Origin of the sequence: Rathayibacter rathayi, from assembly GCF_004011095.1 — a bacterium.
Lineage (GTDB): Bacteria > Actinomycetota > Actinomycetes > Actinomycetales > Microbacteriaceae > Rathayibacter > Rathayibacter rathayi.
On the sequence record NZ_CP028129.1, the window covers coordinates 1,088,249 to 1,113,031 of the forward strand.

Here is a 24,783-nt window from a genome sequence, read left to right on the forward strand (position 1 = left end):
CCGGGCCCGCCGTGAGTGCTCGCACGAAGGCGCGCAAGCGCGCTCTTGACATCCTCTACAACGCCGACGTTCGGCAGATCAGCTTCGCCCAGTCGCTGCGCGCCGAGGCGGAGCGGGCGGCGAACGAGCCGGCTCGTGAGGCCTCGTGGCTCTACGCCCGCGAGATCGTGGACGGCGTCATCGACCATGCGGACGAGATCGACGCGTTGATCGCGCAGCTCGCGCAGGGCTGGACACTGTCGCGGATGCCGCTGGTCGACCGGGCGATCCTGCGAATCGGCGTGTGGGAGATCGTGCACAACGACGAGGTGCCCGACGGTGTCGCCATCGCGGAGGCGGTCGAGGCGGCGACGTCGCTGTCGACGGACGACTCCGCCGGCTTCATCAACGGCCTGCTCGCCTCGGTCGCGGAGTCGCGCGCGACCGCGTGAGCGCTGCTCGCCCGCTCCGCTTCGGTTACCTCCGCGAGGTGGGACGGGCGTGCGGGTCGGCGGCCCCTATACTCAACACGGCTTTTCCTTTAACAGTCGTCCTGTGAGGCGGGGAAGGAGGTCGGTGTGACGGCACGAACCGTGCTGAACGGCGCTGACATCACGCGTGCGCTCACGCGCATCGCTCACGAGATCCTCGAGTCGAACCGCGGCCCCGAGTCGCTGGTCATCCTCGGGATCCCCACCCGCGGCGTCGCCCTCGCGCAGCGCATCGCCGAGACGATCGGCCGGATCGAGCCGGACGCGGACCCCGTGTTCGCCGGATCCCTCGACGTGACGATGTACCGGGACGATCTCTCCCGGCACCCGGTGCGCACCCCGGCGCGGACCGCGGTCCCCGCCCGCATCGACGGCCGCACCGTCGTCCTCGTGGACGACGTCCTCTTCTCCGGCCGTACCATCCGCGCCGCCCTCGACGCCCTCAGCGACATCGGCCGCCCGCGCGCCGTCCGGCTGGCGGCGCTGGTCGACCGCGGCCACCGCGAGCTGCCCATCCGCGCCGACTTCGTGGGGAAGAACCTGCCGAGCAGCCTGAGCGAGCGGATCAACGTGCGCTTGGTCGAGACGGACGGCGAGGACCTGGTCGCCATCGAGTCGAGCGACGAGGAGGCCCCCCGGTGAAGCACCTGCTCTCGACCCGCGACCTCGACCGCGCGAGCGCGATCGCCCTCCTCGACATCGCCGAGGACATGGCGGACGTGCAGAACCGCGAGGTCAAGAAGCTGCCGACTCTGCGGGGAAAGACCGTCGTCAACCTCTTCTTCGAGGACTCCACTCGCACCCGGATCTCGTTCGAGGCGGCGGCGAAGCGTCTCTCGGCCGATGTGATCAACTTCAGCGCGAAGGGTTCCAGCGTCTCGAAGGGTGAGAGCCTGAAGGACACCGCGCAGACCCTCGCGGCGATGGGCGCGGACGGTGTCGTCATCCGCCACAGCGCCTCGGGCGCGCCTGCGGTGCTGGCGGCGAGCGGCTGGATCGACGCGTCGATCCTGAACGCCGGCGACGGCACGCACGAGCACCCGACCCAGGCGCTCCTGGACGCCTTCACCATCCGGCGGCGCCTGCACGGAGCGGCCGCGTCGCGCGGTAAGAGCCTGGACGGCGTCGCGGTCACGATCGTCGGTGACATCGTGCACTCGCGGGTGGCGCGCTCGAATGTCTGGCTGCTGAGGGCCCTGGGCGCCGAGGTGACGCTGGTCGCGCCGCCGACGCTCGTGCCGGTGGACACCCGCGACTGGCCCGTGACCATCCGCTTCGACCTCGACGAGGCAATCGACACAGGACTACCCGACGTGGTGATGCTCCTGCGCATCCAGCTGGAGCGGATGTCGAGTGGGTTCTTCCCCACCGGACGCGAGTACGCGCGGATCTGGGGGCTCGACGACGAACGACTCGCCCGTCTGGGTCCCGATACCATCGTGATGCACCCCGGACCCATGAACAGGGGCGTCGAGATCTCCTCGGCCGCCGCCGATTCGAGCCGCTCCACGGTGCTCGAACAGGTCACGAACGGCGTGTCCGTCCGGATGGCCGTGCTCTACCTGCTGCTGTCCGGCGAACGGGAGGACCACCGATGAGCACTGCCCCCGCACGAAGCACTGCCCCGACGGAGCGCATCCTGATCTCCGGGGCGACACTCGCCGACGAATCGACCGCCGACCTGCTGATCGACGGGGGCGTGATCGTCGAGATCGGCGCCGACCTCGACTCGAGTGGCGCGCGCGTGATCGACGCCGACGGCCTCCTGGCGCTGCCCGGACTGGTCGACCTGCACACTCACCTCCGTGAGCCCGGCTTCGAGCAGAGCGAGACGATCCTGACCGGTACCCGTGCCGCGGCCGCCGGCGGCTTCACCGCGGTCTTCGCGATGGCGAACACCTCGCCGGTGCAGGACACCGCCGGCGTCGTCGAGCAGGTGCAGAGTTTGGGCGAGGACGCCGGCTACGCGACGGTTCGGCCGATCGGCGCGGTCACCGTGGGCCTGGCGGGGGAGTCGCTCGCTGAGCTCGGCGCGATGGCCCGCAGCCGCGCGGCCGTGCGCGTCTTCTCGGACGATGGGAAGTGCGTCTCGGACGCGCTGCTGATGCGCCGCGCGCTCGAGTACGTCAAGGCGTTCGACGGGGTCGTCGCCCAGCACGCGCAGGAGCCGCGCCTCACCGTCGGCGCGCAGATGAATGAGGGAGCCGTGTCGAGCGCTCTCGGGCTCCAGGGGTGGCCGGCCGTCGCGGAGGAGGCGATCATCGCCCGCGATGTTCTCCTCGCCGAGCATGTCGGCTCGCGCCTGCACGTCTGCCACGTCTCGACCGCGGGCTCGGTGGACGTCCTCCGCTGGGCGAAGGCGCGCGGGATCGACGTGACGGCCGAGGTCACGCCGCACCACCTCCTCCTCACTGAGCAGGCCGTCGCCGGCCAGGGCGGCCCGAGCTACGACGCCCGCTTCAAGGTGAACCCGCCGCTGCGCCGCGACGAGGACGTGCTCGCCCTCCGCGAGGCCCTCGCCGACGGCACCATCGACATCGTCGCCACCGACCACGCGCCGCACCCGGTCGAGGCGAAGGACTGCGAGTGGGACGCCGCGGCGTTCGGCATGGTGGGCCTCGAGAGCGCGCTGAGCGTCGTGCACGCCGCCGTCGTCGAGGACGGCCGGATCGGCTGGAGCGACGTCGCACGGGTGCTCTCCTCCGCACCCGCCCGCATCGGCAGGCTGAGCGGATACGAGAACGGTCTGGTCGTCGGTGCCGCCGCGAACGTGGTGCTCTACGACCCGCAGGCGCGCCGCCGGTTCTCGGCGAGAGACCTGCGTGGCCGCAGCGGCAACTCCCCATACCTCGGCCGCGAGCTGCCGGGCCGGGTCGTTGCGACGCTGCACCGGGGCTTCCCGACCGTGCTCGACGGCGAGCTCGTCGACGCGACGCTCGTCGCTGCCTCCGCGAAGGCCTCCCGTGGATAGGGCCGTGATCACGATCGTCATCGCCGCGGTCGTGGTCCTCGTCTTCGTCGGGATGCTGCTCTCGTGGCGCGCGCGCCGCCGCCGCTCGGCCGGCCTCGCTCCGGAGCCCGTGCCCGCCTCCTCGCTGGGCGCCGAGGTCGAGCGCGTCGATCTGCCGTACGTCGCCACGACTCGGTTCGAGCAGCCGCTCGAGCGCGTCGTGCTGCCCGGGCTCGGCTTCCGCGGCAACGCCGTGCTGCGTCTGCACGAGCGCGGGGTCGTCATCGCCCCCATCGGTGAGCGCGAGACCGTGATCCCGGCAGAGCTGTTGCGCGGAGCGGGCCAGGGCAGCTACGTGATCGACCGCGCCGTCGAGGAGGGTGGGCTGCTCGTGATCTCGTGGTCGCCGCGCGGCGACGCGATCGTCGACAGCTACCTCCGCGTTGCTGAGCCGGCCCTCCGCGCGCACCTGATCGCCGAGCTGCAGCGTCTGGCCGGCCCCCGTTCCTCCCCCTCCCACCCCGGAGCCGCCGACCGCGGCCCCGACACGACCCAGAAGGGCTCCTCGTCCGTGCCAACGACACGCCTCAGCACCCAACCCACCGCCGTCCTCGTCCTTGAGGACGGACGACGATTCCTGGGACAGGCCTACGGCGCCCGAGGCCGCACCCTGGGTGAGATCGTCTTCGCCACCGGCATGACCGGCTACCAGGAGACGCTGACCGACCCGAGCTACGCCGGCCAGATCGTCGTGCAGACCGCGCCGCACATCGGCAACACCGGGACCAACGACGAGGACAGGGAGTCGCGCCGCATCTGGGTCGCCGGCTACGTCGTCCGTGACCCCTCCCGCGTGGTCTCCAACTTCCGCGCGCAGCGCTCGCTCGATGACGACCTCGAGTCCGACGGCATCGTAGGCATTTCGGCCGTCGACACCCGGGCAATCACCCGCCACATCCGCTCGGCCGGTTCGATGCGGGCCGGCGTGTTCTCGGGCGAGGACCTCGCACTCCCGGAGGAGGAGCAGCTCGCGCTGGTCCTCGGCGGTCGGCAGATGCAGGGCCTCAACCTCTCCTCCGCCGTCTCGACCAACGAGCAGTACACGGTGCCCGCCCGCGGTGAGCGCGTCGGCTCGGTCGCGGTGATCGACCTGGGCGTGAAGACCTCGACGATCCACTACCTCTCGGAGCGCGGCTTCGACGTGCAGGTGCTGCCCGAGTCGGTGTCGGCGGAGCAGGTGCTCGCGTTGGATCCGTCGGCGCTGTTCTTCTCGAACGGCCCCGGCGACCCCGAGGCCTCGGACCGTCATGTCGAGCTGCTGCGCACCACCCTGCGCGCCGACCTCCCGTTCTTCGGGATCTGCTTCGGCAACCAGCTGCTCGGCCGCGCGCTCGGCTTCGGCACCTACAAGCTCCCGTTCGGCCACCGCGGGATCAATCAGCCCGTGCTCGACAAGCTCACCGGCCGCGTGGAGATCACCTCGCAGAACCACGGATTCGCCGTGGACGCGCCGATCGAGGGCGAGCTGAACTCGCCAGAGGGCTTCGGCCGCGTCGAGGTCAGCCACTACTCCCTCAACGACTCGGTCGTGGAGGGTCTGCGCTGCCTCGATATTCCCGCCTTCTCGGTGCAGTACCACCCCGAGGCGGCGGCCGGCCCGCACGACTCCAACCACCTCTTCGACCGCTTCCGCGACATGGTCGTACAGCGCACGGCTGAGCAGGGCGCCACCACCACCACCACGGGAGAGCAGAAGTAATGCCGCGCAGGGAAGACATCCAGAGCGTCTTGGTCATCGGCTCCGGCCCGATCGTCATCGGACAGGCCGTCGAGTTCGACTACTCCGGAACCCAGGCCTGCCGCGTGCTGCGCGCCGAGGGGGTGCGCGTGATCCTCGTCAACTCCAACCCGGCGACGATCATGACCGACCCCGACTTCGCCGACGCTACCTACGTGGAGCCGATCACGCCCCGGGCGATCGAGGCGATCATCGCCAAAGAGAAGCCGGACGCGATCCTGCCGACCCTCGGCGGGCAGACGGCCCTCAACGCGGCCATTCAGCTGCACGACCTCGGGATCCTTGAGAAGTACGGCGTCGAGCTGATCGGCGCGAGCTTCGAGGCGATCAACCGCGGCGAGGACCGCCAGATCTTCAAGCAGCTGGTGCTCGACGCGGGCGCGGACGTCGCCACGTCGTACATCGCGCACACGGTGGAGGAGGCGATCGAGTACGCCGAGGATCTCGGTTATCCGCTGGTCATCCGCCCGTCGTTCACGATGGGCGGCCTGGGCTCCGGATTCGCCTACACCCGCGAGGAGCTGGTGCGGATGGTCGGCGACGGCCTGCACCAGAGCCCGACCACCGAAGTGCTCCTGGAGGAGTCGATCCTCGGCTGGAAGGAGTACGAGCTCGAGCTGATGCGCGACACGGCGGACAACACGGTCGTCGTCTGCTCGATCGAGAACGTCGACCCGGTCGGCGTGCACACCGGCGACTCGATCACCGTTGCACCGGCGCTCACCCTCACCGATCGCGAGTACCAGAAGCTGCGCGACATCGGCATTCGGATCATCCGCGACGTGGGCGTGGACACCGGCGGCTGCAACATCCAGTTCGCGATCAATCCCGCCGACGGTCGGATCATTGTGATCGAGATGAACCCGCGCGTCTCCCGCTCCTCCGCCCTCGCCTCGAAGGCCACAGGCTTCCCCATTGCCAAGATCGCCGCGAAGCTCGCCATCGGCTACCGCCTCGACGAGATCCCGAACGACATCACGAAGGTGACCCCGGCGAGCTTCGAGCCGACGCTGGACTACGTGGTCGTGAAGGTTCCGCGGTTCGCCTTCGAGAAGTTCCCCGCCGCCGACAAGACGCTGACCACCACCATGAAGTCGGTAGGCGAGGCGATGGCGATCGGCCGCAACTACGCGCAGGCCCTGCAGAAGGCGCTGCGCTCGCTCGAGAAGCGCGGATCGTCGTTCCACTGGGGCGCCGAGGAGCGCTCGGTCGAGGAGCTGCTCGAGATCGTGAAGACGCCGACTGACGGCCGCATCGTCACCGTGCAGCAGGCGCTGCGCCGAGGCGCGAGCGTCGAGCAGGCGTTCGAGGCCACGAAGATCGACCCCTGGTTCCTCGACCAGATCGTGCTCATCAACGAGATCGCGGAGCTGGTGCGCGAGCACGACGAGCTCGACGCGGGGCTGCTCCGCCTGGCCAAGGACCACGGTTTTTCGGACGCGCAGATCGCCGAGCTGCGCGGGCTCGACGAGGCGGAAGTGCGCCGCGTCCGCCACGCGCTCGACGTGCGCCCGGTCTACAAGACCGTCGACACCTGCGCGGGCGAGTTCCCGGCGCTCACGCCCTACCACTACTCCTCCTATGACGAGGAGACGGAGGTCGTCGCCGCCGACCGCCGCAAGGTCGTTATCCTCGGCTCCGGCCCCAACCGCATCGGGCAGGGGGTCGAGTTCGACTACTCCTGCGTGCACGCCTCGTTCGCGCTCTCGGCCGCGGGCTTTGAGACGATCATGATCAACTGCAACCCCGAGACGGTCTCGACCGACTACGACACCTCCGACCGCCTCTACTTCGAGCCGCTGACGCTCGAGGACGTGCTCGAGGTGATCCACGCGGAGTCGCAGTCCGGCGAGCTCGTCGGCGTCGTCGTGCAGCTGGGCGGCCAGACCGCGCTCGGACTCGCCGCGGGCCTCGAGGCGGCCGGCGTGCCCATCCTCGGCACCACCCCCGCGAACATTGACCTCGCGGAGGAGCGCGGCGCCTTCTCGCGTATCCTCGACGAGGCGGGCCTGCTCGCTCCGCGCAACGGCACGGCGACCGACCTCGACGGCGCCCGGGAGGTCGCGGTCGAGATCGGCTATCCGGTCCTCGTCCGGCCCTCGTTCGTGCTCGGCGGGCGGGGCATGGAGATCGTCTACGCCACTCCGCAGCTCGAGGACTACTTCGAGCGGATGGCCGGCGAGGGGATCATCGACGAGAGCCACCCGCTCCTGGTCGACCGCTTCCTCGACGACGCGATCGAGATCGACGTCGACGCCCTCTTCGACGGTGAGCAGCTCTATATCGGCGGAGTGATGGAGCACATCGAGGAGGCCGGCATCCACTCCGGCGATTCGGCCTGCACCCTGCCGCCGGTCACCCTCGGCCGCCGCCAGATCGACCAGGTGCGGGAGGCGACCCTCGCTATCGCGCAGGGCGTCGGCGTCCGGGGCCTGCTCAACGTGCAGTTCGCCATCGGCCAGGGCGTGCTCTACGTGCTTGAGGCGAACCCCCGGGCCTCCCGCACGGTGCCGTTCGTCTCGAAGGCGCTCGGCATCCCGCTCGCCAAGGCGGCTTCGCGGGTGATGGTCGGCGAGAGCATCGCGGCGCTGAAGGCCGAGGGCCTGCTGCCCGAGCGCGACGGCTCCGATGTGCCGATGGACTCGCCGATCGCGGTGAAGGAGGCGGTCCTGCCGTTCAAGCGTTTCCGCACGAAGGAGGGGCAGATCGTCGACTCGCTGCTCGGCCCCGAGATGCGCTCCACGGGCGAGGTGATGGGCATTGACCGCGACTTCCCGCGCGCGTTCGCGAAGAGTCAGGACGCGGCGTACGGCGGCATGCCCGCCAGCGGCACCGTGTTCATTTCGGTCGCCGACCGTGACAAGCGCTCGATCGTGCTGCCGGCGCTGCGCCTGCGCCAGCTCGGCTTCGAGCTTCTCGCGACCGAGGGCACGGCCGAGGTGCTGAACCGCAATGGCATCCAGGCCCGCGTGGTGCGCAAGTACAGCGAGAGCGCCGAGGGCGACGCCCCCTCGATCGTCGAGCTGATCAGCCGGGACGAGGTCGACGTGGTGATCAACACGCCCAGCGGAGGAGCGACTCGCGCCGACGGCTACGAGATCCGCGCCGCCGCGGTCGCCGCCGACAAGCCGCTGTTCACCACTATCGCCCAGCTCGCGGCCGCGGTCGCCTCGCTCGACGCGGCGAACGAGCCGTTCGAGGTGACCAGCCTGCAGGACTACGCGCGGCGCCGCGCGGAGCGGACGGCGTGAGCACCGGCGCAGTGGGCACCGCCTCCTTCGGCTCACGCCTCGAGGCGGCGTTCGCCGCGCACGGACAGCTCTGCGTGGGGATCGACCCGCACTCCTTCCTCCTCGACGCCTGGGGGCTGGCCGATGACGCGGACGGGCTCGAGAGCTTCGGCCGCACCGTCGTCGAGGCCGCGGCCGGGCGGACCGGCATCGTGAAGCCGCAGGTCGCCTTCTTCGAGCGGCGCGGCTCTGCGGGATACCGCGCGCTCGAGCGCGTGCTCGCCGACGCCCGGGCGGCCGGGCTTCTGGTGATCGCCGATGCCAAGCGCGGCGACATCGGCACCAGCGTGACCGCCTACGCCGAAGCGTGGCTCCGGCCCGGCTCGCCGCTCGAGGCGGACGCGATGACCGCGGCCGCCTACCAGGGCCTCGGCTCGCTTGAGGGGATGCTGACGCTGGCGGAGGAGGCGGGCAAGGGCGTGTTCGTGCTCGCCGCCACTTCCAACCCGGAGGCACGGCGCGTGCAGCGCGCGCTCGTGCAGGACGGCGACCGCGCGGGCGCGACGGTGGCATCCGCGGTCGTGGCGGACGTGGCATCCTGGAACGACGCTCACGCTCGCGCGTCGACCGGCTCGGTCGGTGTGGTGCTCGGCGCCACGGTCGCCCTGGGCGACTTCGGCATCGGCACTGACGAGCCGCTGCACCCCGCACTCCCTGTGCTTGCGCCCGGCTTCGGCCATCAGGGCGCCGCCGTTGCGGACGCGCAGCGGTTGTTCGGCGCGCTGAGCGTTGCCACCATCGTCAGCGAGTCGCGCAGCGTGCTCAGCGCCGGCCCCTCCGGGATCGCCGCCGAGATCACCCGACGTGCGACCGACATTCAGGAGACCCTTGTCCGCTGAAACCGTTAGCCCCGACCCCGGCGCCGTGTCGCGCCCGGAGGCCGCGCGCCGTCCCTCGCCGCCCGAGGTCGACCGCCGCGCCGCCTCCGAGGCCGCCATCGCGGCGCGCCGTGCCCGCGCCGTCGTGAAGAAGGCGGTCGCCTCCGGTCGCCGCCCCGCGACCGCCGTGCTCGCCGCTGCACAGGCCGAGCCGCTAGGGGTCGAGGGGCGGATGCGCGTCAGCGAGCTGCTGCGCTCCGTGCCGGCCCTCGGTGTGGTCAAGACGCCGCGGGTGATGGAGCAGCTGCGGATCGCCGAGTCCAAGCGCCTCGGCGGGCTCGGCCGTCGTCAGGTCGAGGGCCTAGCGTCGTTCCTGGAAGAGCGGGAGGCGCGCCGGCGCTCCTCCCGCAACCGGCTGCTGGTGCTCGCCGGTCCCACCGCGGTCGGCAAGGGCACCGTCTCGACCTACATCCGCGAGAACTACCCCGAGGTGCTGCTCTCGGTCTCGGCGACGACGCGGGCTCCGCGGCCCGGCGAAGTGGACGGCGTGAGCTACTACTTCGTCGACGACGCCGAGTTCGACCGGATGATCGCGGCGGGGGAGTTCCTCGAGTACGCGGTCGTGCACAACGCGCACCGCTACGGGACGCCGCGCGGACCGATCGACGCTGCGCTGGAACAGGGCCGGCAGGTGATGCTCGAGATCGACATCCAGGGTGCGCGTCAGGTGCGCGAGCGGATGCCGGACGCCCGCCTCGTCTTCCTCCTGCCGCCCAGCTGGGATGAGCTGGTGCGTCGACTGGTCGGGCGCGGCACCGAGAGCGCCGAGGAGCAGGAGCGGCGATTGACCACCGCGAAGGTGGAGCTGGCCGCACAGGACGAGTTCGATGTCGCCGTTGTGAACAGCACCGTGCCCGAAGCGGCCCGCGAGGTCGTAGAATTGATGGTGCCTCGTGCCGACGATCCCCCCGCTGATCCGGGTCGCTGACACCGGGCCACCGACCATCTCCGGGCCGACGTCCCGGGTTTCCTCGGGCTCGCGCCCGCCGGAGCCCTGGCGCCGTGGCGCTCCGGAGCAGCAGATCGGCGCTGATGCGCCCCGCAAGGAGACACTCATGGCCAACAACCTCGGCATCATTGACCCGCCTATCGACGAGCTCCTCTCGAAGGTCGACTCGAAATATGCGCTGGTGATCTTCGCCTCCAAGCGCGCCCGCCAGATCAACGACTACTACGCCGACCTCCACGAGGGCAGCCTGTTCGACAACGTCGGCCCGCTGGTCGACTCGACCATCGACGACAAGCCCCTCTCGGTCGCGCTGCACGAGATCAACGAGGACAAGCTGGTCGCCCAGCCCCTCGCCGAGTAGTCCCCGCCGGGTGGGGTCCTCTCTCGACGCCGGTCGGCGACTCACCATCGTCGTTGGCATCACCGGCGGCATCGCCGCGTACAAGGCCGTCGGAGTCGTGCGCGCGCTTGTCCTCGCGGGGCACGACGTCCATGTCGTCGCGACCGAGGCGGCGCTGCGCTTCGTCGGGAAGCCGACCCTCGAGGCCATCTCGCGCAACGCCGTGCACACCGAGCTATATGAGGGTGTCGCCGAGGTGCGGCATGTGGCCATCGGCCAGGCCGCGGACCTCATCGTGATCGCGCCCGCGACCGCGCACACGCTCGCCAAACTTGCCGCCGGGCTCGCCGACGACCTGCTCGGCAACACAGTCCTCGCGAGCACCGCCCCGCTGGTCGTCGCTCCGGCGATGCACACCGAGATGTGGGCGAACGCCGCGACCGTCGCCAACACGGCGACCCTCCGCTCGCGCGGCGTTCACGTCATCGGCCCCGCCGTCGGGCGTCTCACCGGCGCCGACTCCGGACCCGGCCGCATGGAGGAGCCCGAGACGATCGTCGCCGAGGCCCTGGCCGTGCACGCCCGGGCCGTCGGCGCCCGCCGCGATCTGGAGGGGCTCCGCATCCTGGTGACCGCGGGGGGTACCCGCGAGCCCCTCGATCCGGTGCGCTTCGTCGGCAACCGCTCTAGCGGTCGGCAGGGGGTCGCGCTCGCGCTGGCCGCTGCTGCCCGCGGCGCCGAGGTGACCCTCCTCGCCGCCAACCTCGACGTGCTGGAGCCGCAGGGCGTCACCGTGCGCCAGGTGGGCACCGCTCTCGAGCTGCGCGAAGTCGCCCTGGCCGCCGCTCCCGGAATGGACATCGTGATCATGGCCGCGGCCGTCGCCGACTATCGGCCGACCGAGGTCGCCGACGCGAAGATCACGAAGGAGCAGCAGGGCGACCGGCTGGTTCTCGAGCTGGTCAAGAACCCGGACGTCCTGGCCGAGATCGCTTCCGCGCGACACGAGGGGCAGATCGTCGTCGGCTTCGCCGCCGAGACCGAGCCGGACCGGGAGGCGATGCTCGCCCTCGGCCGCGCCAAAATCGCCCGCAAGGGGTGCGATCTGCTCGTGCTCAACCGGGTCGGCTGGGCCGAGGGTTTCCAGAGCGAGCGCAACGCCGTCGTGGTCCTGGATCGGGCCGGCGATATAGTAGGCGAGGCCTCGGGTAGCAAGGCGGAGGTGGCCGATCGCGTCCTCGACGCGGTCGCGCGCTAGCCCCACCGCGTCGCCCGCGGGGGCGCCGACCGCCTGCCCGCCCCGCCACTCCGCCCGCCCGGCCACTCCCGGTACGAACGACCCCGGTCCGCGACACCGGGACGAGAAGAGAAGCATGACCTCCGGTCCCCTCCGCCTGTTCACCTCCGAGTCCGTCACCGAGGGCCACCCGGACAAGATCTGCGATCAGATCTCGGACCACATCCTCGACGCGCTGCTCCGCGAAGACCCGCACAGCCGCGTCGCCGTCGAGACGCTGGTCACGACGGGCCTCGTGCATGTCGCGGGCGAGGTATCCACGAGCGGTTACGTCGAGATCCCCAAGATCGTGCGCGACACCATCGTCCAGATCGGGTACGACTCCTCCGAGAAGGGCTTCGACGGCCGCTCCTGCGGCGTCTCGGTCTCGATCGGCCAGCAGTCGCCCGAGATCGCGGCGGGTGTCGACACGGCGCTCGAGGTCCGCTCTTTGGAGGCGGGGGAGGACGCCTTCGATCGCCAGGGCGCGGGCGACCAGGGCCTGATGTTCGGCTTCGCGACCGACGAGACCCCCGAGTACATGCCGCTGCCCAGCTGGCTCTCCCACCGCCTCGCCGAGCGTCTGGCGGCCGTGCGGAAGTCGGGCGAACTCGACTACCTCCGCCCCGACGGCAAGACCCAGGTCACCATCGGTTACGACGGCACCACCCCGTCGACCATCGACACCGTCGTGCTGTCCACCCAGCATGCCGAGCACGTCAGCACCGAGACGATCCACGCGGACATCGAGGCGCAGGTGATCCGTCCGGTGCTCGAGACGGTCGACCTTGACTCCTCGGCTGTCCGCCTGCTGATCAACCCCACTGGCCGCTTCGAGATCGGCGGCCCGCAGGGCGACGCGGGGCTCACCGGCCGCAAGATCATCGTCGACACCTACGGCGGAGCATCGCGCCACGGCGGCGGCGCGTTCTCGGGCAAGGACCCGTCCAAGGTGGACCGCTCGGCCGCGTACGCGATGCGCTGGGTCGCCAAGAACGCGGTCGCCGCGGGCCTCGCCTCACGGATGGAGGTGCAGGTCGCCTACGCGATCGGCAAGGCCGCTCCGGTCGGCCTCTACGTCGAGACCTTCGGCTCCGGCACCGTCTCGGACGAGACGATCACCGAGGCGATCCGCTCCGTCTTCGACCTCCGTCCGGCCGCGATCATCCACGCCCTCGACCTGCTGCGCCCGATCTACGCCCAGACGGCGGCCTACGGCCACTTCGGCCGCGAGCTCCCCGACTTCACCTGGGAGCGCCTCGACCGGGTCGAGGACCTGCGCTCCGCCGCGGGCCTCTCGTAGCGGGCGCGATGGCGAGCAGCGGAGCCGTCGCGCGCGTGCTCCTGGACTCGCCACTCCCGCAGCTCGACCGGCTCCTGGACTACGCGGTGCCGGAAGCTCTGCGCGGGCAGGTCGTGCCCGGCGTGCGCGTGCGGGTGCCGCTGCGCACCGGCGGGCGGATCGCGGACGCCCTCGTCGTCGAGACGGGGGAGGGATCCGAGCACGTCGGCGCGCTGAGCGAGGTCGAGGAGTTGGTGTCGCCGCTCGTGGTGCTGACGCCTGAGGTCTGGGCGCTCGCGCGCCGCGTCGCGGATCGCGCCTGCGGGGGAGCCAGCGATGTGCTGCGTCTGGCCGTACCTCGTCGCCATGTGCGAGTCGAGAGGGCGCGTCTCGCGGCCGGTCCGGCTCCGACGGCTCCCGCGGTCGAGGCGGGCGGAGTGACGGGTTATCCCGTCGACTCCTTCGTCGGCCTCGCTGAGGGCGCGCGTCTGGCAGTCGGCGCCGTGCCGACTCCCGTGCAGCTCGACTCCGGTGCGTGGGTCGGCGGCTGGGCAGTCACGCTGGCCGAGCTCGCCCGGGACACGCTCGCCGCGGGCCACGACGCGATCCTGGCGGTGCCCGACTACCGCGATCAGGAGCAGCTGGAACTCGCCCTCGCCGCCCACCTCCCGGCGGAGTCGCTCGTGCGGCTCGACGCGCGGCAGAAGGGCGCCGAGCGCTACGCCGCCTTCGTGCGCTGCCTCGATCCCGGGCCGCGGGTCGTCGTCGGCAACCGCTCCGTGCTCTACGCCCCCTCCTCCGCCCTCGGACTGATCGCGCTCTGGGACGACGGCGACCCGCTCTTCGCTGAGCCCCTGGCGCCCTACGCGCACGCCCGTGACGTCGCCCTGGTCCGGCAGGAGCAGAGCGGAGCCGGCCTTGTGCTGCTGGGCAACACCCGCACCGTCGAGGTCGAGCGTCTGGTCGAGATCGGCTTCGCGGCCGAGGTGGAGCCGCGCCCGAGCCGCCGCCCGCATGTGGTGCCGACCGCCCAGCAGTGGGCCGCCGACGAGCACGACGCCGCGGCGCGCATCCCCTCCTCCGCCTGGCGAGAGGCGCGGAAGGCCCTCGACTCCGGCCCCGTGCTGGTGCAGGTCGCACGTCCCGGCTACGCACCGGTGGTTGCCTGCGCCCGCTGCCGGACGGTTGCGCGCTGCAACCGCTGCCAGGGTCCGCTCGGCGTGCACTCCGCGGGTGGGCGTCCGAGCTGCGGCTGGTGCGGCCTGATCGCGGCGGACTGGACCTGCTCGGTCTGCGAGGCGACGGCCCTCCGCCTGGTCACCCTCGGGGCCGGGCGCACCGCGGAGGAGCTGGGGCGCGCCTTCCCCGGCGCCAAGGTGATCGTCGCCGACGGCCAGCGGCCGGTGCTGACCCTCCCCGCGGAGCCCGCGCTCGTCGTGGCCACCCGCGGCGCGGAGCCGCGGGCCGACGGCGGCTACCATGCCGTCCTCCTGCTCGACGGCGAGCGGATGCTGGCGCGCGAGAGCCTGCGCGTCGCCGATGATGCACTGCGCACCTGGTCGAACGCCGCTGCCCTGGCCCGCCCGGGCGCTCCGGTGCTGCTGGTCGGGGTCGGCGGTCGCCTCGCGACCGCCCTCGCGACCTGGCGGCAGGCCGAGTACCTCCGCGCCGAGCTGCTGGAGCGGCGCGCGCTGCGCTTCCCGCCCGCGGTGCGGCTCGCGACGGTCAGCGGCGACGCACACGCGGTAGCGGAGGCGCTGGACGCGCTCGACGAGGAAGACCGGCAGGAGGTGCTCGGACCGGTCGGACTCGAGGACGGCTCCGTCCGGGCCATCGTGCGCTTCGACTACGCTCGCGGTGCGGAGGTGGCCGCCCGCCTCCGCTCCGCCGTGATCCGCAATGCCACGCGCCGCCGTCGGCCGCCGACTACGCCCGGCCGCTTCCGGCCGGCCCCGAAGCTCCGGGTCCGCCTCGACGACCCCGACATCCTCTGACTCCCCAGGAGAAGCCCGTGCGCCTCGTCTTCGCCGGCACGCCCGCCGCTGCCGTCCCGACCCTCCAGGGCCTTGCCGCCTCCGCGCACGAGGTGGTCGCCGTGGTCACCCGAGCGGACGCTCCGGTGGGCCGCAAGCGCGTGCTCACTCCCTCGCCGGTCGCCGTCGCGGCCGAGGACCTGGGGCTCCCCGTGATCCGCACGAATCGGCTCGACGAGGAGGTGACCGACCGCCTCGCCGAGTTCACCCCGGATCTTGGCGTGATCGTCGCCTACGGCGGACTCGTGCGTGAGCGGCTGCTGGCGGTGCCGAGGCTCGGCTGGATCAACCTGCATTTCTCGCTGCTGCCGCGCTGGCGGGGAGCGGCTCCCCTCCAGCGTGCGCTGATGGCGGGGGAGACGCGGATCGGCGCGAGCGTCTTCCAGCTCGTCGCCGAACTCGACGCGGGCGACGTCTACGCCGAGCTCGCCGCCGACGCGGGGGAGCGGACCGCGGGCGAGCTGCTGGCGGAGCTGGCCGAGAGCGGCGCGGGCCTCACCCTCGACGTGGTCGACGCGCTCGAACGGGGGACCGCCGTCGCCACCCCGCAGGTCGGGGAGGTGACCCTCGCGCCCAAGCTCGACGCGGCCGACGCTCGGATCGACTGGGCCTTGCCGACCACACGAATCCTCGCTCTGGTACGCGGTACGACCCCCGAGCCCGGCGCCTCCACCGCGGTCGGTGACGCACGCCTGAAGGTGCTGGCTGTGCGCGCCGCGGAGGGGGATCTCGCTCCGGGCGGCCTGCGCCTCCACTCCGGACGCGCGCTCGTCGGCACCGGGGACGGCGCGATCGAGCTGGTCACCGTCCAGCCCGCCGGCAAGAATCCGATGTCGGGCGCGGCCTGGGCGCGTGGCCTGCGCGAGAGCACAGTGCTCGGATGAGCGGCCGTCGCGACGCCGCGCCCGCCCGGCGGGTCACCTACGACGTCCTGCTCGCGGTGAGCGGGTCGGACGCCTACGCGAACCTGGTCCTGCCCGCCCGGATCAGCGCGGCCGGCCTCTCGCCCGCCGACGCGGGGCTGGCCACCGAGCTGTGCTATGGCACCCTGCGAATGTCCGGCTATTACGACCGGGTGATCGCTTCGGCCGCGGGCCGACCTGTGCAGAGCATCGACGCGCCGGTCCTGGATGCGCTGCGCCTTGGCGTGCATCAGCTGCTCGCGACCCGCGTGGCTCCGCACGCCGCGGTGAACGAGAGCGTCGCGCTCGTCGCCGCGGGCTCCTCCCGGGGCGCAGTCGCCTTCGCCAACGCGGTGCTGCGCACGGTCTCGCGCTCGAGCGCGGACGAGTGGCGCGAACGGGTGTCCGCCGCCGCCGTCTCCGGAGACGACAGGATCGCCGCACTGAGCTCCCACCCCGTCTGGATCGTGCGCGCCCTGCGGCGGGCGCTGGCGGCGGAGGGCGCGGCCAACGAGCTGGACGCGCTGCTCGCCTCCGACAACGCGGCGCCGCGCGTCAACCTGGTCGCCCTGCCCGGCCTGTCCGCTCCCGGCGAGATCGCCGATGCCGAGCCCGACCGGTTCTCGCCGGTCGGCATGACCAGCACCGGTGGCGACCCGGAGGCGTTCTTGGCCGTACGCGAGGGCCGGGTGCGTGTCCAGGACGAGGGCTCGCAGCTGGCCGCACTGGCCCTCTCCCGAGCGCGCCCGGTCCGCTCGGGCGAGCGCTGGCTCGATCTCTGCGCCGGCCCCGGCGGTAAGGCGGCGCTCCTCGCGGCGGAGGCGCGGGCCGGCGGAGCGACACTGCTCGCGAACGAGCTGGTGCCGGGCCGCGCGGGACTCGTGCGGCAGGCGCTGGCGGCCGTCGATCCCACGGTTGAGGTGCGCACCGGAGACGGGCGCGAGCTCGGTGACGAGCAGCCGGGAGCGTTCGACCGGATCCTGCTCGACGCGCCCTGCACTGGGTTGGGGGCGCTGCGACGCCGGCCGGAAGCGCGCTGGCGCAAGTCGGTGGCCGATGTCGAGCCGCTGGCCGCTCTGCAGGGCGAGCTGCTCGATTCCGCCGTGAAGGCTCTCGCCCCCGAGGGAGTGCTCGCGTACGTGACCTGCTCGCCGCACCTCGGCGAGACCCGGCGCGTGCTCGCCCTCGCTCAGGAGCGGCACGCGCTCGAACTCGTGGACACCCCCGCCGTGCTCCGCGGAGTGAGCGCCGCACCGCTTGCGCTGCCCGACGGCGCGACCCATGTGCAGCTCTGGCCGCACCGGCACGGCACCGACGCCATGTTCATTCAGCTCCTGCGCCGCCGCGGCTGAGACCCGGCTCCGGCGCGGGGCCGCTTTAGGCTGGATGCATGCCCGCACGGATCAACCCCAGCATCCTCTCCGCCGACTTCGTGAACTTCGAGTCCGAGCTGCAGCGCATCGCCGGAGCCGACCTCGTGCACGTCGACGTGATGGACAACCATTTCGTGCCGAATCTGACCTTCGGGCTGACGATGGTCCAGCGCCTACAGGACGTCTCGCCCCGCCCGCTCGACCTGCATCTGATGATCGAGGACCCCGACCGCTGGGCGCCCGACTACGCCGAGACCGGTGCCTACTCGGTCACCTTTCACGCCGAGGCCGTGCGCGACGCCGTGGCTCTCGCGCGACGCCTGCGCGAGATCGGCTCCCGCGCCGGCATCGCGCTCAAGCCGGGGACAATGGTGGACGAGTACCTCGACCTGCTGCCGGAGTTCGACCAGGTCCTCGTGATGACGGTCGAGCCCGGATTCGGCGGCCAGTCGTTCATGGCGGAGACGATGCCCAAGCTGCGCACTCTGCGGAGCATCGTGGACCGCACCGGACTCGACGTCTGGCTCCAGGTCGACGGCGGCATCGCGCCGGGCACGATCGAGATCGCGGCGGAGGCGGGGGCCGACACCTTCGTCGCCGGCTCCGCGGTCTTCGGCGCCGATGACCCGGAGCAGGCCATCGCGGCCCTGCGCGCCACCGCGACCGCGCACCTGCACCGGCACTGAGGCGGCGGTCGCCGTCCGCCCTGGTTGAGCCCGTCCGATCTGCAGGCCCCTGTGTGATCTCCAGGCCCCTGTGTGATGTGCAGGCCCCTGTGTGATGTGCAGGCCCCTGTGTGATGTGCAGGCCCCTGTGTGATGTGCAGGCTCCTGTGTGATGTGCAGGACATTCGCGCGAGAAGGCCGGTTTTACCGCATGCCGAACGCGCGGCGGCGACCTCCTCCTGCGAATCGAACTGGCTCCTGCGAATCGAACTGGCTCCTGCAAATCGCACACCCCCCGCAGGCCCCGCGCTCGCGTCCACGCGGCCCCGCCCCACCCGCCGTATAGACTTCCCCGGTGAAAACTTTCGACGACCTCTTCGCGGAGCTGGGCGAGAAGGCCACCGCACGTCCCGAGGGGTCGGGCACTGTCCGCGAGCTCGACGCCGGCGTGCACTTCATCGGCAAGAAGATCGTCGAAGAAGCCGCCGAGGTGTGGATGGCCGCCGAGTACGAGGGCGACGAGCGCACCGCCGAGGAGATCTCGCAGCTGCTCTACCACCTCCAAGTGCTGATGCTCGCCAAGGGTCTGACGCCGGCCGACGTCTACCGGCATCTGTGAGCGCCGCCCCATTCGCCGGGGTGCGCCGTCGATCCGCGCCGTCGCGCCCGCACGCTCCCCGAGGAGCCGTGCCGCCCATCGAACAGCCGACGAGTCATGAAGGACGTCCCGTGACCACCACCCCCGCCCCGGCGCTGCTGCGCGTCGCCGTGCCCAACAAGGGCTCTCTGTCGGAGACTGCCGGCCAAATGCTCGCGGAGGCGGGCTACACCGGTCGCCGCGACCCGAAGGAGCTGCACGTCGTCGATGAGCGCAACGGCGTCGAGTTCTTCTACCTCCGCCCGCGCGACATCGCGACCTACGTCGGCTCCGGCGCCCTCGATGTCGGAGTGACGGGGCGCGACCTCCTGATCGACTCCGGCTCCCAAGCGCGCGAGATCGCCAGCCTGGGCTTCGCCAACTCCACTTTCCGCTTCGCCGGACCGGCCGGCCGCTACGACGACCTCGCCCAGATCGACGGCCTCCGAGTCGCGACCAGCTACCCGGGCCTGGTCGGTCGCTTCCTCCGCGAGCACGGCGTCGACGTGACACTGATCCGTCTCGACGGAGCGGTCGAGTCCGCGATCCAGCTCGGCGTCGCCGACGTGATCGCCGATGTCGTCGAGACCGGCACCACGCTGCGCAAGGCGGGACTGGAGATCTTCGGCCCGGTGATCCTCGATTCGACCGCCGTGCTCGTCTCGGCCGAGGGGGAGCCGGAAGGTATCCCCGTGCTGCTGCGCCGCCTGCAGGGCGTTCTGGTCGCTCGCGAGTACGTGCTGCTCGACTACGACTGCCCCGTGTCCCTGCTCGAGAGCGCCACCGCCCTTGCGCCGGGCTTCGAGTCGCCGACCGTCTCGCCGTTGCACGACGCCGAGTGGGTCGCTGTCCGCGTGATGGTCCCCCGAGCGGACATGAACCAGGTGATGGATCGCCTGTACGACCTGGGCGCCCGCGCGATCCTGGTCACCTCGATCCACGCCGCACGCCTGTGAAGGGGAGCCGATGAGTCTCGCCGTCCGCGTCATCCCCTGCCTCGACGTCGCCGCCGGCCGCGTCGTGAAGGGCGTCAACTTCCAGAACCTGCGCGATGCGGGCGACCCCGTCGAGCTCGCGCGCCTCTACTTCGAGCAGGGTGCCGACGAGCTGACCTTCCTCGACGTCACCGCCACGGTCGATGACCGCTCGACCACCTACGACGTGGTGCGGGCGACGGCAGAGCAGGTCTTCATCCCCCTCACCGTCGGTGGAGGCGTGCGCAGCGCCGACGACGTGTCGCGCCTGCTCGCGCACGGCGCAGACAAGGTGGGGGTCAACTCGGCCGCGATCGCCCGGCCGGAGCTGCTGGGCGAGATCGCCGACGTCTTCGGCGCGCAGGTGCTCGTGCTCTCGCTCGATGTCAAGCGGAGTGACGCCACGGCGTCCGGCTTCGTCGTCACCACCCACGGCGGTCGCCACGAGACCGACCTGGACGCCCTGGCCTGGGCGGCCGAGGCCGTCGAGCGCGGCGCCGGGGAGCTGCTGGTCAATTCCATCGACGCCGACGGCACCAAGCAGGGTTTCGACCTCGAGTTGATCGCCGCGATGCGCGAGCGCAGCTCCGTGCCGGTGATCGCCTCCGGAGGCGCCGGCGCCGTCGAGCATTTCGCACCGGCCGTCACCGCGGGAGCAGACGCCGTCCTTGCCGCCTCCGTCTTCCACAACCGCGAGCTGACGATCGGGGACGTCAAGCGCGCGCTCGCCGCCTCCGGGATCGAAGTCCGATGACCCCCGCCGAGCTCGACGCCGTCCTCGACCGTGCCACCTTCGATTCGGCTGGGCTGTTGCCCGCGATCATCCAGCAGCACGACACCCGCGAGGTGCTGATGATGGGGTGGATGGACCGCGAGGCGCTCCGCAGGACCCTCACCGAGGGGCGCGTCACCTTCTGGTCGCGCTCGCGGCAGGAGTACTGGCGCAAGGGCGACACCTCCGGCCACGCCCAGTTCGTCCGGGCAGCCGCACTCGATTGCGACGCCGACACCCTGCTCGTGCAGGTCGAGCAGATCGGCGCCGCCTGCCACACCGGCGAGCACGCCTGCTTCGACGTCGATCCGCTCGCGCCGTTCACCGGCCTCGGCCCGGGGGAGTGAGCGTGAGCGGCCGGCGACTGAAGTATTCCGCGATCCTCGGGGTCGTGCTGCTCGCCGCGCTTGAGCTGACCTCCTCCACGCAGTCGTGGTTCACGCTGACGCTCGCGGCGATCGAGGGGGAGGGCCAGCGGATCGACGTGGCCGGCACCGTCGCCGCTCCGGCGCTCTCGGCGCTCGCGCTCGCCGGCCTGGCCCTCGCTGCGGCGCTCGCGATCGCCGGTCCCGTCTTCCGGATCGTGCTCGGACTGCTCCAGGTGGTCCTCGGTGCGTCGGTAGTGTTGGCCGCCGCGACCGCCCTGGGCGACCCCGTGCGCGCCGGGGCCTCGCTGGTCACCGGAGCGACCGCCATCGCCGGCGAGCAGTCCGTCGCGGCCCTGGTCGCCTCCTCCGCCCTCACGGCCTGGCCGGTCGTGGCCCTGGCGTGCGGGGTGCTCACGGCGGTGCTCGGGATCGGCGTGCTCGCGACCTCGCGCCGGTGGCCCGGGGCGGCAAAGAAGCGGGCGTCCCGTTTCGAGCCGGCCGACGGCTACGGCCACGGCGCCTCGACGGTTCAGACCGACGACGGCGACGTCGATCCCGTCGTCTCCTGGGACGAACTCTCGCGCGGTGACGACCCCACGTCGGCCCGCTGATCCGACCTGCATCCCGCACGGAGCCGGCCCGAGTCGGGACCCTGACGGGGGCCTGCGGCAAGGCGCGTCTCGGTCCGGGGCCCCAGGTGCCTCACGCTAGACTGCTCGGGTTCCGATGCACCCCAGGAGGAGACCCATGAGCAGCGAACACGACGACGACAACCACGGCCACTCGCCAGCGGCCTGGACGGCCGTCGTTATCATGCTGGTCGGATTCACGATCGGCACGATCGCGTTCTGGTTCGACGTGCCGCTCGTCGTCTGGCTCTCGGTCGGCCTGGTCGTGGTGGGCCTGCTGGCCGGGGTGGGCATGGCCAAGGCGGGCTACGGCGTCAACGGCCCGAAGGCGACCTCGAAGGTGCGTGCCTGATGCTCACTGAACTGACCGCCGGCGCCCTGGCCGATGCGGCTCGCCGCCGCGAGAGCGCCCCAATTGATGTCGTCGAGCGCCGTGCGCTCGCTCAGACTCCCGCCCTCGACGCCCTGGCCGCACTGGCCCCCGCCGAGCGCGTCAAGATCATCGCCGAGGTCAAGCGCGCGAGCCCGTCGCGCGGGGCCCTTGCCGAGATCCCCGTCCCCGCCGAGCTGGCCGGGCAGTACGAGCTCGGAGGAGCGAGCGCGATCAGCGTGCTCACCGAGGAGCGCCGCTTCAAGGGGTCGCTCGCCGACCTGGAAGCCGTCCGCGAGCGCGTCTCGATCCCCGTCCTGCGCAAGGACTTCATCGCCGAGCCCTACCAGGTTCTCGAGGCCCGCGCGGCCGGAGCCGACCTGGTCCTGCTCATCGTCGCCGCGCTCGAGCAGCCCCTGCTCATCGAGCTGCACGCCCTGGTCCTCGAGCTCGGGATGACCCCGCTCGTCGAGACCCACTCGGCCGACGAGCTCGAGCGGGCGATCGACCTCGGCGCCCACCTCATCGGCGTCAACGCGCGCAACCTGACGACCTTCGAACTCGACCGCGACCTCTTCGGCCGACTCTCGGACCGCATCCCCGCTGATGCGGTGAAGGTCGCCGAGTCGGCGGTCAAGACGGCCGACGACGTCGCCCACTACCGCCGTTCGGGCGCCGATGTCGTCCTTGTTGGCGAGGCGCTCGTCACCGGAGGTGACCCCGTCTCCACCCTCGCCAGTTTCCTGGCCTCCTGATCACCGAGAGGCGGAACCGCATGGCACTCCGGGATGAACTCGGCCCCTACTTTGGCGAGTTCGGCGGACGTTACGTCCCCGAGTCGCTCGTCGAGGCACTCGATGAGCTGAGCGCCGAGTACGAGCGCACCACAGGCGACCCCGCGTTCGCGGCCGAGCTGATGGAGCTGCACCGCAGCTACACCGGCCGACCGTCGATCATCACCGAGGTGCCCCGGTTCGCCGAGCACGCCGGTGGTGCGCGGATCATCCTCAAGCGCGAGGACCTCAACCACACCGGTTCGCACAAGATCAACAATGTGCTCGGCCAGGCTCTGCTGACCAGGCGGATCGGCAAGACCCGGGTCATCGCCGAGACGGGAGCGGGCCAGCACGGCGTCGCGACCGCCACCGCGGCCGCTCTGTTCGGCCTCGACTGCGTGGTCTACATGGGCGAGGTCGACACCGAGCGCCAGGCGCTCAACGTCGCCCGGATGCGCCTCCTGGGCGCCGAGGTGGTCCCCGTGACGACGGGTTCGCGCACCCTCAAGGACGCGATCAACGACGCCATGCGCGACTGGGTCACCAACGTCGGCACGACCAACTACATCTTCGGCACCGTCGCGGGACCGCATCCGTTCCCCGCCCTGGTGCGCGACTTCCAGAAGATCATCGGCGAGGAGGCGCGCGAGCAGGTCCTCGAGCTCACCGGCTCGCTCCCGACGGCGGTCACCGCCTGCGTCGGCGGCGGATCGAATGCGATGGGCATCTTCCACGCCTTCCTCGACGACCCCGAGGTCCGCCTCGTCGGCTTCGAGGCGGGAGGCGAGGGGATCGACACGCCGCGCCACGCGGCGACCATCAGCAAGGGCCGCACCGGTGTCCTGCACGGCGCGCGCAGCTTCCTCCTCCAGGACGAGGACGGCCAGACGATCGAGTCGCACTCGATCTCGGCCGGCCTGGACTACCCCGGTGTCGGCCCGGAGCACGCCTGGCTCGCGAGCATCGGCCGTGCCGACTACCGGGCGGTCACCGACTCCGCCGCGATGGATGCTCTGATGCTGCTGAGCCGCACCGAGGGCATCATCCCGGCCATCGAGTCCGCGCACGCGCTCGCAGGCACGCTCGAGCTGGGTCGTGAGTTCGGCCGGGACGCGACGATCCTGGTCAACCTCTCCGGCCGCGGCGACAAAGACATGACGACTGCCGCGCACTACTTCGGGCTGATGGACCAGGGCGCGGTGCAGTCGTGAGTGGTCGCGGGCCGAGCGTCGCCGAGACCGTTCGGCGTCGGAACGAGGAGGCCGCGGGTGCCCTGATCGGTTACCTGCCCGTCGGCTTCCCCGACCTTCCGACGAGCATCGACGCCGCGGTCGCGATGGCCGAGAACGGCGTGGACGCGATCGAGCTGGGCCTGCCCTACTCCGACCCTGTGATGGACGGACCGGTGATTCAGGAGGCGACGCAGGCTGCCATCGCCGGCGGGTTCCGCCTGCGGCACGGCTTCGAGGCGGTGCGCGAGATCCGCGCGCGCGTCGATGTTCCGGTTTTGGTGATGACCTACTACAACCCCGTGCTCCAGTACGGCGTGGAGCGTTTCGCGACCGACCTCGCGGAGGCGGGCGGCTCCGGACTGATCACGCCTGACCTGATCCCCGACGAGGGCGCCGAGTGGATCGCCGTCTCCGAGCGCCTCGGCCTCGACCGCGTCTTCCTCGCCGCGCCGTCCTCAACGGACACACGGTTGCGCCAGGCGGTCGACGTTAGCCGCGGCTTCGTCTACGCGGTCTCGACGATGGGCATCACCGGGGCCCGCACCGACGTCGACTCCGCAGCGCGCACGCTGGTCGATCGGCTCCGCACTGTCGGCTCCGAGAGCGCCTGCGTCGGCCTGGGCATTTCGACCGGCGAGCAGGTCGCCGAGATTCTCGCGTACGCGGACGGCGCGATCGTCGGCTCCGCGCTGGTGCGCGCCCTGGCGTCCGGAGGGGTGGCCGCGGTCGCCGAGACCTCCCGCGGCCTCGCCGAGGGCACGCGCTCCGAGCGCTAACGCCTCCCGCTACAATCGGGATGCCCACCGGGGCGCGGCCGTG

Annotated in this window: 24 protein-coding genes and 1 pseudogene; all 25 read left to right on the forward strand. The window is 71.6% G+C overall.

All coding sequences use genetic code 11. From position 1 onward, the window contains the following. Positions 1-11 precede the first annotated feature (11 nt). Positions 12-431: a transcription antitermination factor NusB gene (gene nusB / locus C1O28_RS05380; RefSeq protein WP_097166060.1), complete on the forward strand. Its 420-nt coding sequence runs from the start codon at positions 12-14 to the stop codon at positions 429-431. 126 nt (positions 432-557) lie between these two features. Continuing rightward, positions 558-1,112 (forward strand): bifunctional pyr operon transcriptional regulator/uracil phosphoribosyltransferase PyrR, encoded by a 555-nt coding sequence (gene pyrR, locus C1O28_RS05385; protein WP_097166059.1) that lies wholly within the window; start codon positions 558-560, stop codon positions 1,110-1,112. Continuing rightward, positions 1,109-2,068: an aspartate carbamoyltransferase catalytic subunit gene (locus C1O28_RS05390; protein ID WP_097166058.1), complete on the forward strand. Its 960-nt coding sequence runs from the start codon at positions 1,109-1,111 to the stop codon at positions 2,066-2,068. Before pyrR ends, C1O28_RS05390 begins: the two co-directional genes overlap by 4 nt. Then, a complete protein-coding gene (locus C1O28_RS05395; protein ID WP_097166057.1) occupies positions 2,065-3,441 on the forward strand; it encodes a dihydroorotase in 1,377 nt (458 codons plus the stop codon). The genes C1O28_RS05390 and C1O28_RS05395 overlap by 4 nt, the downstream gene beginning before the upstream one ends. A gap of 52 nt (positions 3,442-3,493) precedes the next feature. Next, positions 3,494-3,889: pseudogene (locus C1O28_RS16185) on the forward strand (PH-like domain-containing protein); the annotation flags it as partial. Positions 3,890-3,991: 102 nt separating this feature from the next. Next, complete coding sequence (gene carA / locus C1O28_RS05400) at positions 3,992-5,179, forward strand: glutamine-hydrolyzing carbamoyl-phosphate synthase small subunit (RefSeq protein ID WP_104259969.1); 1,188 nt, start codon at positions 3,992-3,994, stop codon at positions 5,177-5,179. Beyond that, positions 5,179-8,469, forward strand: a complete 3,291-nt coding sequence (gene carB, locus C1O28_RS05405; protein ID WP_097166056.1) for a carbamoyl-phosphate synthase large subunit — start codon at positions 5,179-5,181, stop codon at positions 8,467-8,469. The genes carA and carB overlap by 1 nt, the downstream gene beginning before the upstream one ends. After that, on the forward strand, positions 8,466-9,347 hold the full coding sequence (pyrF, locus tag C1O28_RS05410; protein WP_243392033.1) for an orotidine-5'-phosphate decarboxylase: 882 nt from the start codon (positions 8,466-8,468) through the stop codon (positions 9,345-9,347). Before carB ends, pyrF begins: the two co-directional genes overlap by 4 nt. Before the next feature lie 25 nt (positions 9,348-9,372). Further along, on the forward strand, positions 9,373-10,314 hold the full coding sequence (gene gmk, locus C1O28_RS05415; RefSeq protein ID WP_097166055.1) for a guanylate kinase: 942 nt from the start codon (positions 9,373-9,375) through the stop codon (positions 10,312-10,314). 127 nt (positions 10,315-10,441) lie between these two features. Beyond that, positions 10,442-10,696 carry a DNA-directed RNA polymerase subunit omega gene (gene rpoZ / locus C1O28_RS05420; protein WP_055791825.1) on the forward strand — a complete coding sequence of 85 codons (255 nt, stop codon included), beginning with the start codon at positions 10,442-10,444 and terminating at the stop codon, positions 10,694-10,696. A 10-nt stretch (positions 10,697-10,706) separates the two neighbouring features. Beyond that, on the forward strand, positions 10,707-11,933 hold the full coding sequence (coaBC, locus tag C1O28_RS05425) for a bifunctional phosphopantothenoylcysteine decarboxylase/phosphopantothenate--cysteine ligase CoaBC (RefSeq protein ID WP_097166054.1): 1,227 nt from the start codon (positions 10,707-10,709) through the stop codon (positions 11,931-11,933). 115 nt (positions 11,934-12,048) lie between these two features. Beyond that, positions 12,049-13,254 carry a methionine adenosyltransferase gene (gene metK, locus C1O28_RS05430; RefSeq protein ID WP_097166053.1) on the forward strand — a complete coding sequence of 402 codons (1,206 nt, stop codon included), beginning with the start codon at positions 12,049-12,051 and terminating at the stop codon, positions 13,252-13,254. Positions 13,255-13,262: 8 nt separating this feature from the next. After that, positions 13,263-15,227 (forward strand): primosomal protein N' family DNA-binding protein, encoded by a 1,965-nt coding sequence (locus C1O28_RS05435; protein WP_097166052.1) that lies wholly within the window; start codon positions 13,263-13,265, stop codon positions 15,225-15,227. Positions 15,228-15,244: 17 nt separating this feature from the next. Next, positions 15,245-16,150, forward strand: coding sequence for a methionyl-tRNA formyltransferase (locus tag C1O28_RS05440; protein ID WP_097166051.1), 906 nt, complete (start codon positions 15,245-15,247; stop codon positions 16,148-16,150). Next, a complete protein-coding gene (locus tag C1O28_RS05445) occupies positions 16,147-17,520 on the forward strand; it encodes an RsmB/NOP family class I SAM-dependent RNA methyltransferase (RefSeq protein ID WP_097166050.1) in 1,374 nt (457 codons plus the stop codon). Before C1O28_RS05440 ends, C1O28_RS05445 begins: the two co-directional genes overlap by 4 nt. A 38-nt stretch (positions 17,521-17,558) precedes the next feature. Then, the gene (gene rpe / locus C1O28_RS05450) at positions 17,559-18,227 is read left to right on the forward strand and encodes a ribulose-phosphate 3-epimerase (protein WP_097166049.1); all 669 of its coding nucleotides are present in this window, start codon (positions 17,559-17,561) and stop codon (positions 18,225-18,227) included. 334 nt (positions 18,228-18,561) lie between these two features. After that, positions 18,562-18,825: a phosphoribosyl-ATP diphosphatase gene (locus C1O28_RS05455; RefSeq protein ID WP_097166048.1), complete on the forward strand. Its 264-nt coding sequence runs from the start codon at positions 18,562-18,564 to the stop codon at positions 18,823-18,825. Positions 18,826-18,959: 134 nt separating this feature from the next. Then, positions 18,960-19,799, forward strand: coding sequence for an ATP phosphoribosyltransferase (gene hisG, locus C1O28_RS05460; RefSeq protein WP_097166095.1), 840 nt, complete (start codon positions 18,960-18,962; stop codon positions 19,797-19,799). A 10-nt stretch (positions 19,800-19,809) separates the two neighbouring features. Beyond that, entirely contained in the window at positions 19,810-20,571 is a 762-nt protein-coding gene (gene hisF / locus C1O28_RS05465) for an imidazole glycerol phosphate synthase subunit HisF (protein WP_097166047.1), read from the forward strand. Further along, a complete protein-coding gene (gene hisI, locus C1O28_RS05470) occupies positions 20,568-20,936 on the forward strand; it encodes a phosphoribosyl-AMP cyclohydrolase (RefSeq protein ID WP_097166046.1) in 369 nt (122 codons plus the stop codon). Before hisF ends, hisI begins: the two co-directional genes overlap by 4 nt. Positions 20,937-20,938: 2 nt before the next feature. Beyond that, positions 20,939-21,568: a Trp biosynthesis-associated membrane protein gene (locus tag C1O28_RS05475; RefSeq protein WP_243392032.1), complete on the forward strand. Its 630-nt coding sequence runs from the start codon at positions 20,939-20,941 to the stop codon at positions 21,566-21,568. A gap of 136 nt (positions 21,569-21,704) precedes the next feature. Next, entirely contained in the window at positions 21,705-21,938 is a 234-nt protein-coding gene (locus tag C1O28_RS05480; RefSeq protein ID WP_097166044.1) for a DUF6704 family protein, read from the forward strand. Next, complete coding sequence (gene trpC, locus C1O28_RS05485; protein ID WP_097166043.1) at positions 21,938-22,711, forward strand: indole-3-glycerol phosphate synthase TrpC; 774 nt, start codon at positions 21,938-21,940, stop codon at positions 22,709-22,711. Before C1O28_RS05480 ends, trpC begins: the two co-directional genes overlap by 1 nt. A gap of 20 nt (positions 22,712-22,731) precedes the next feature. Beyond that, the gene (gene trpB, locus C1O28_RS05490) at positions 22,732-23,943 is read left to right on the forward strand and encodes a tryptophan synthase subunit beta (RefSeq protein ID WP_097166042.1); all 1,212 of its coding nucleotides are present in this window, start codon (positions 22,732-22,734) and stop codon (positions 23,941-23,943) included. Next, on the forward strand, positions 23,940-24,740 hold the full coding sequence (gene trpA, locus C1O28_RS05495) for a tryptophan synthase subunit alpha (RefSeq protein WP_097166041.1): 801 nt from the start codon (positions 23,940-23,942) through the stop codon (positions 24,738-24,740). Before trpB ends, trpA begins: the two co-directional genes overlap by 4 nt. The last annotated feature ends 43 nt before the right edge of the window (positions 24,741-24,783 follow it).

Bases quoted from the DNA above. Each gene is read 5' to 3' on its own strand.
- hisF (WP_097166047.1), top strand. From the start codon at position 19,810: ATGAGTCTCGCCGTCCGCGTCATCCCCTGCCTCGACGTCGCCGCCGGC.
- hisI (WP_097166046.1), top strand. From the start codon at position 20,568: ATGACCCCCGCCGAGCTCGACGCCGTCCTCGACCGTGCCACCTTCGAT.
- trpC (WP_097166043.1), top strand. From the start codon at position 21,938: ATGCTCACTGAACTGACCGCCGGCGCCCTGGCCGATGCGGCTCGCCGC.
- metK (WP_097166053.1), top strand. From the start codon at position 12,049: ATGACCTCCGGTCCCCTCCGCCTGTTCACCTCCGAGTCCGTCACCGAG.
- rpe (WP_097166049.1), top strand. From the start codon at position 17,559: ATGCCCGCACGGATCAACCCCAGCATCCTCTCCGCCGACTTCGTGAAC.
- carB (WP_097166056.1), top strand. From the start codon at position 5,179: ATGCCGCGCAGGGAAGACATCCAGAGCGTCTTGGTCATCGGCTCCGGC.
- rpoZ (WP_055791825.1), top strand. From the start codon at position 10,442: ATGGCCAACAACCTCGGCATCATTGACCCGCCTATCGACGAGCTCCTC.
- C1O28_RS05445 (WP_097166050.1), top strand. From the start codon at position 16,147: ATGAGCGGCCGTCGCGACGCCGCGCCCGCCCGGCGGGTCACCTACGAC.
- trpB (WP_097166042.1), top strand. From the start codon at position 22,732: ATGGCACTCCGGGATGAACTCGGCCCCTACTTTGGCGAGTTCGGCGGA.
- C1O28_RS05435 (WP_097166052.1), top strand. From the start codon at position 13,263: ATGGCGAGCAGCGGAGCCGTCGCGCGCGTGCTCCTGGACTCGCCACTC.
- C1O28_RS05395 (WP_097166057.1), top strand. From the start codon at position 2,065: ATGAGCACTGCCCCCGCACGAAGCACTGCCCCGACGGAGCGCATCCTG.
- C1O28_RS05480 (WP_097166044.1), top strand. From the start codon at position 21,705: ATGAGCAGCGAACACGACGACGACAACCACGGCCACTCGCCAGCGGCC.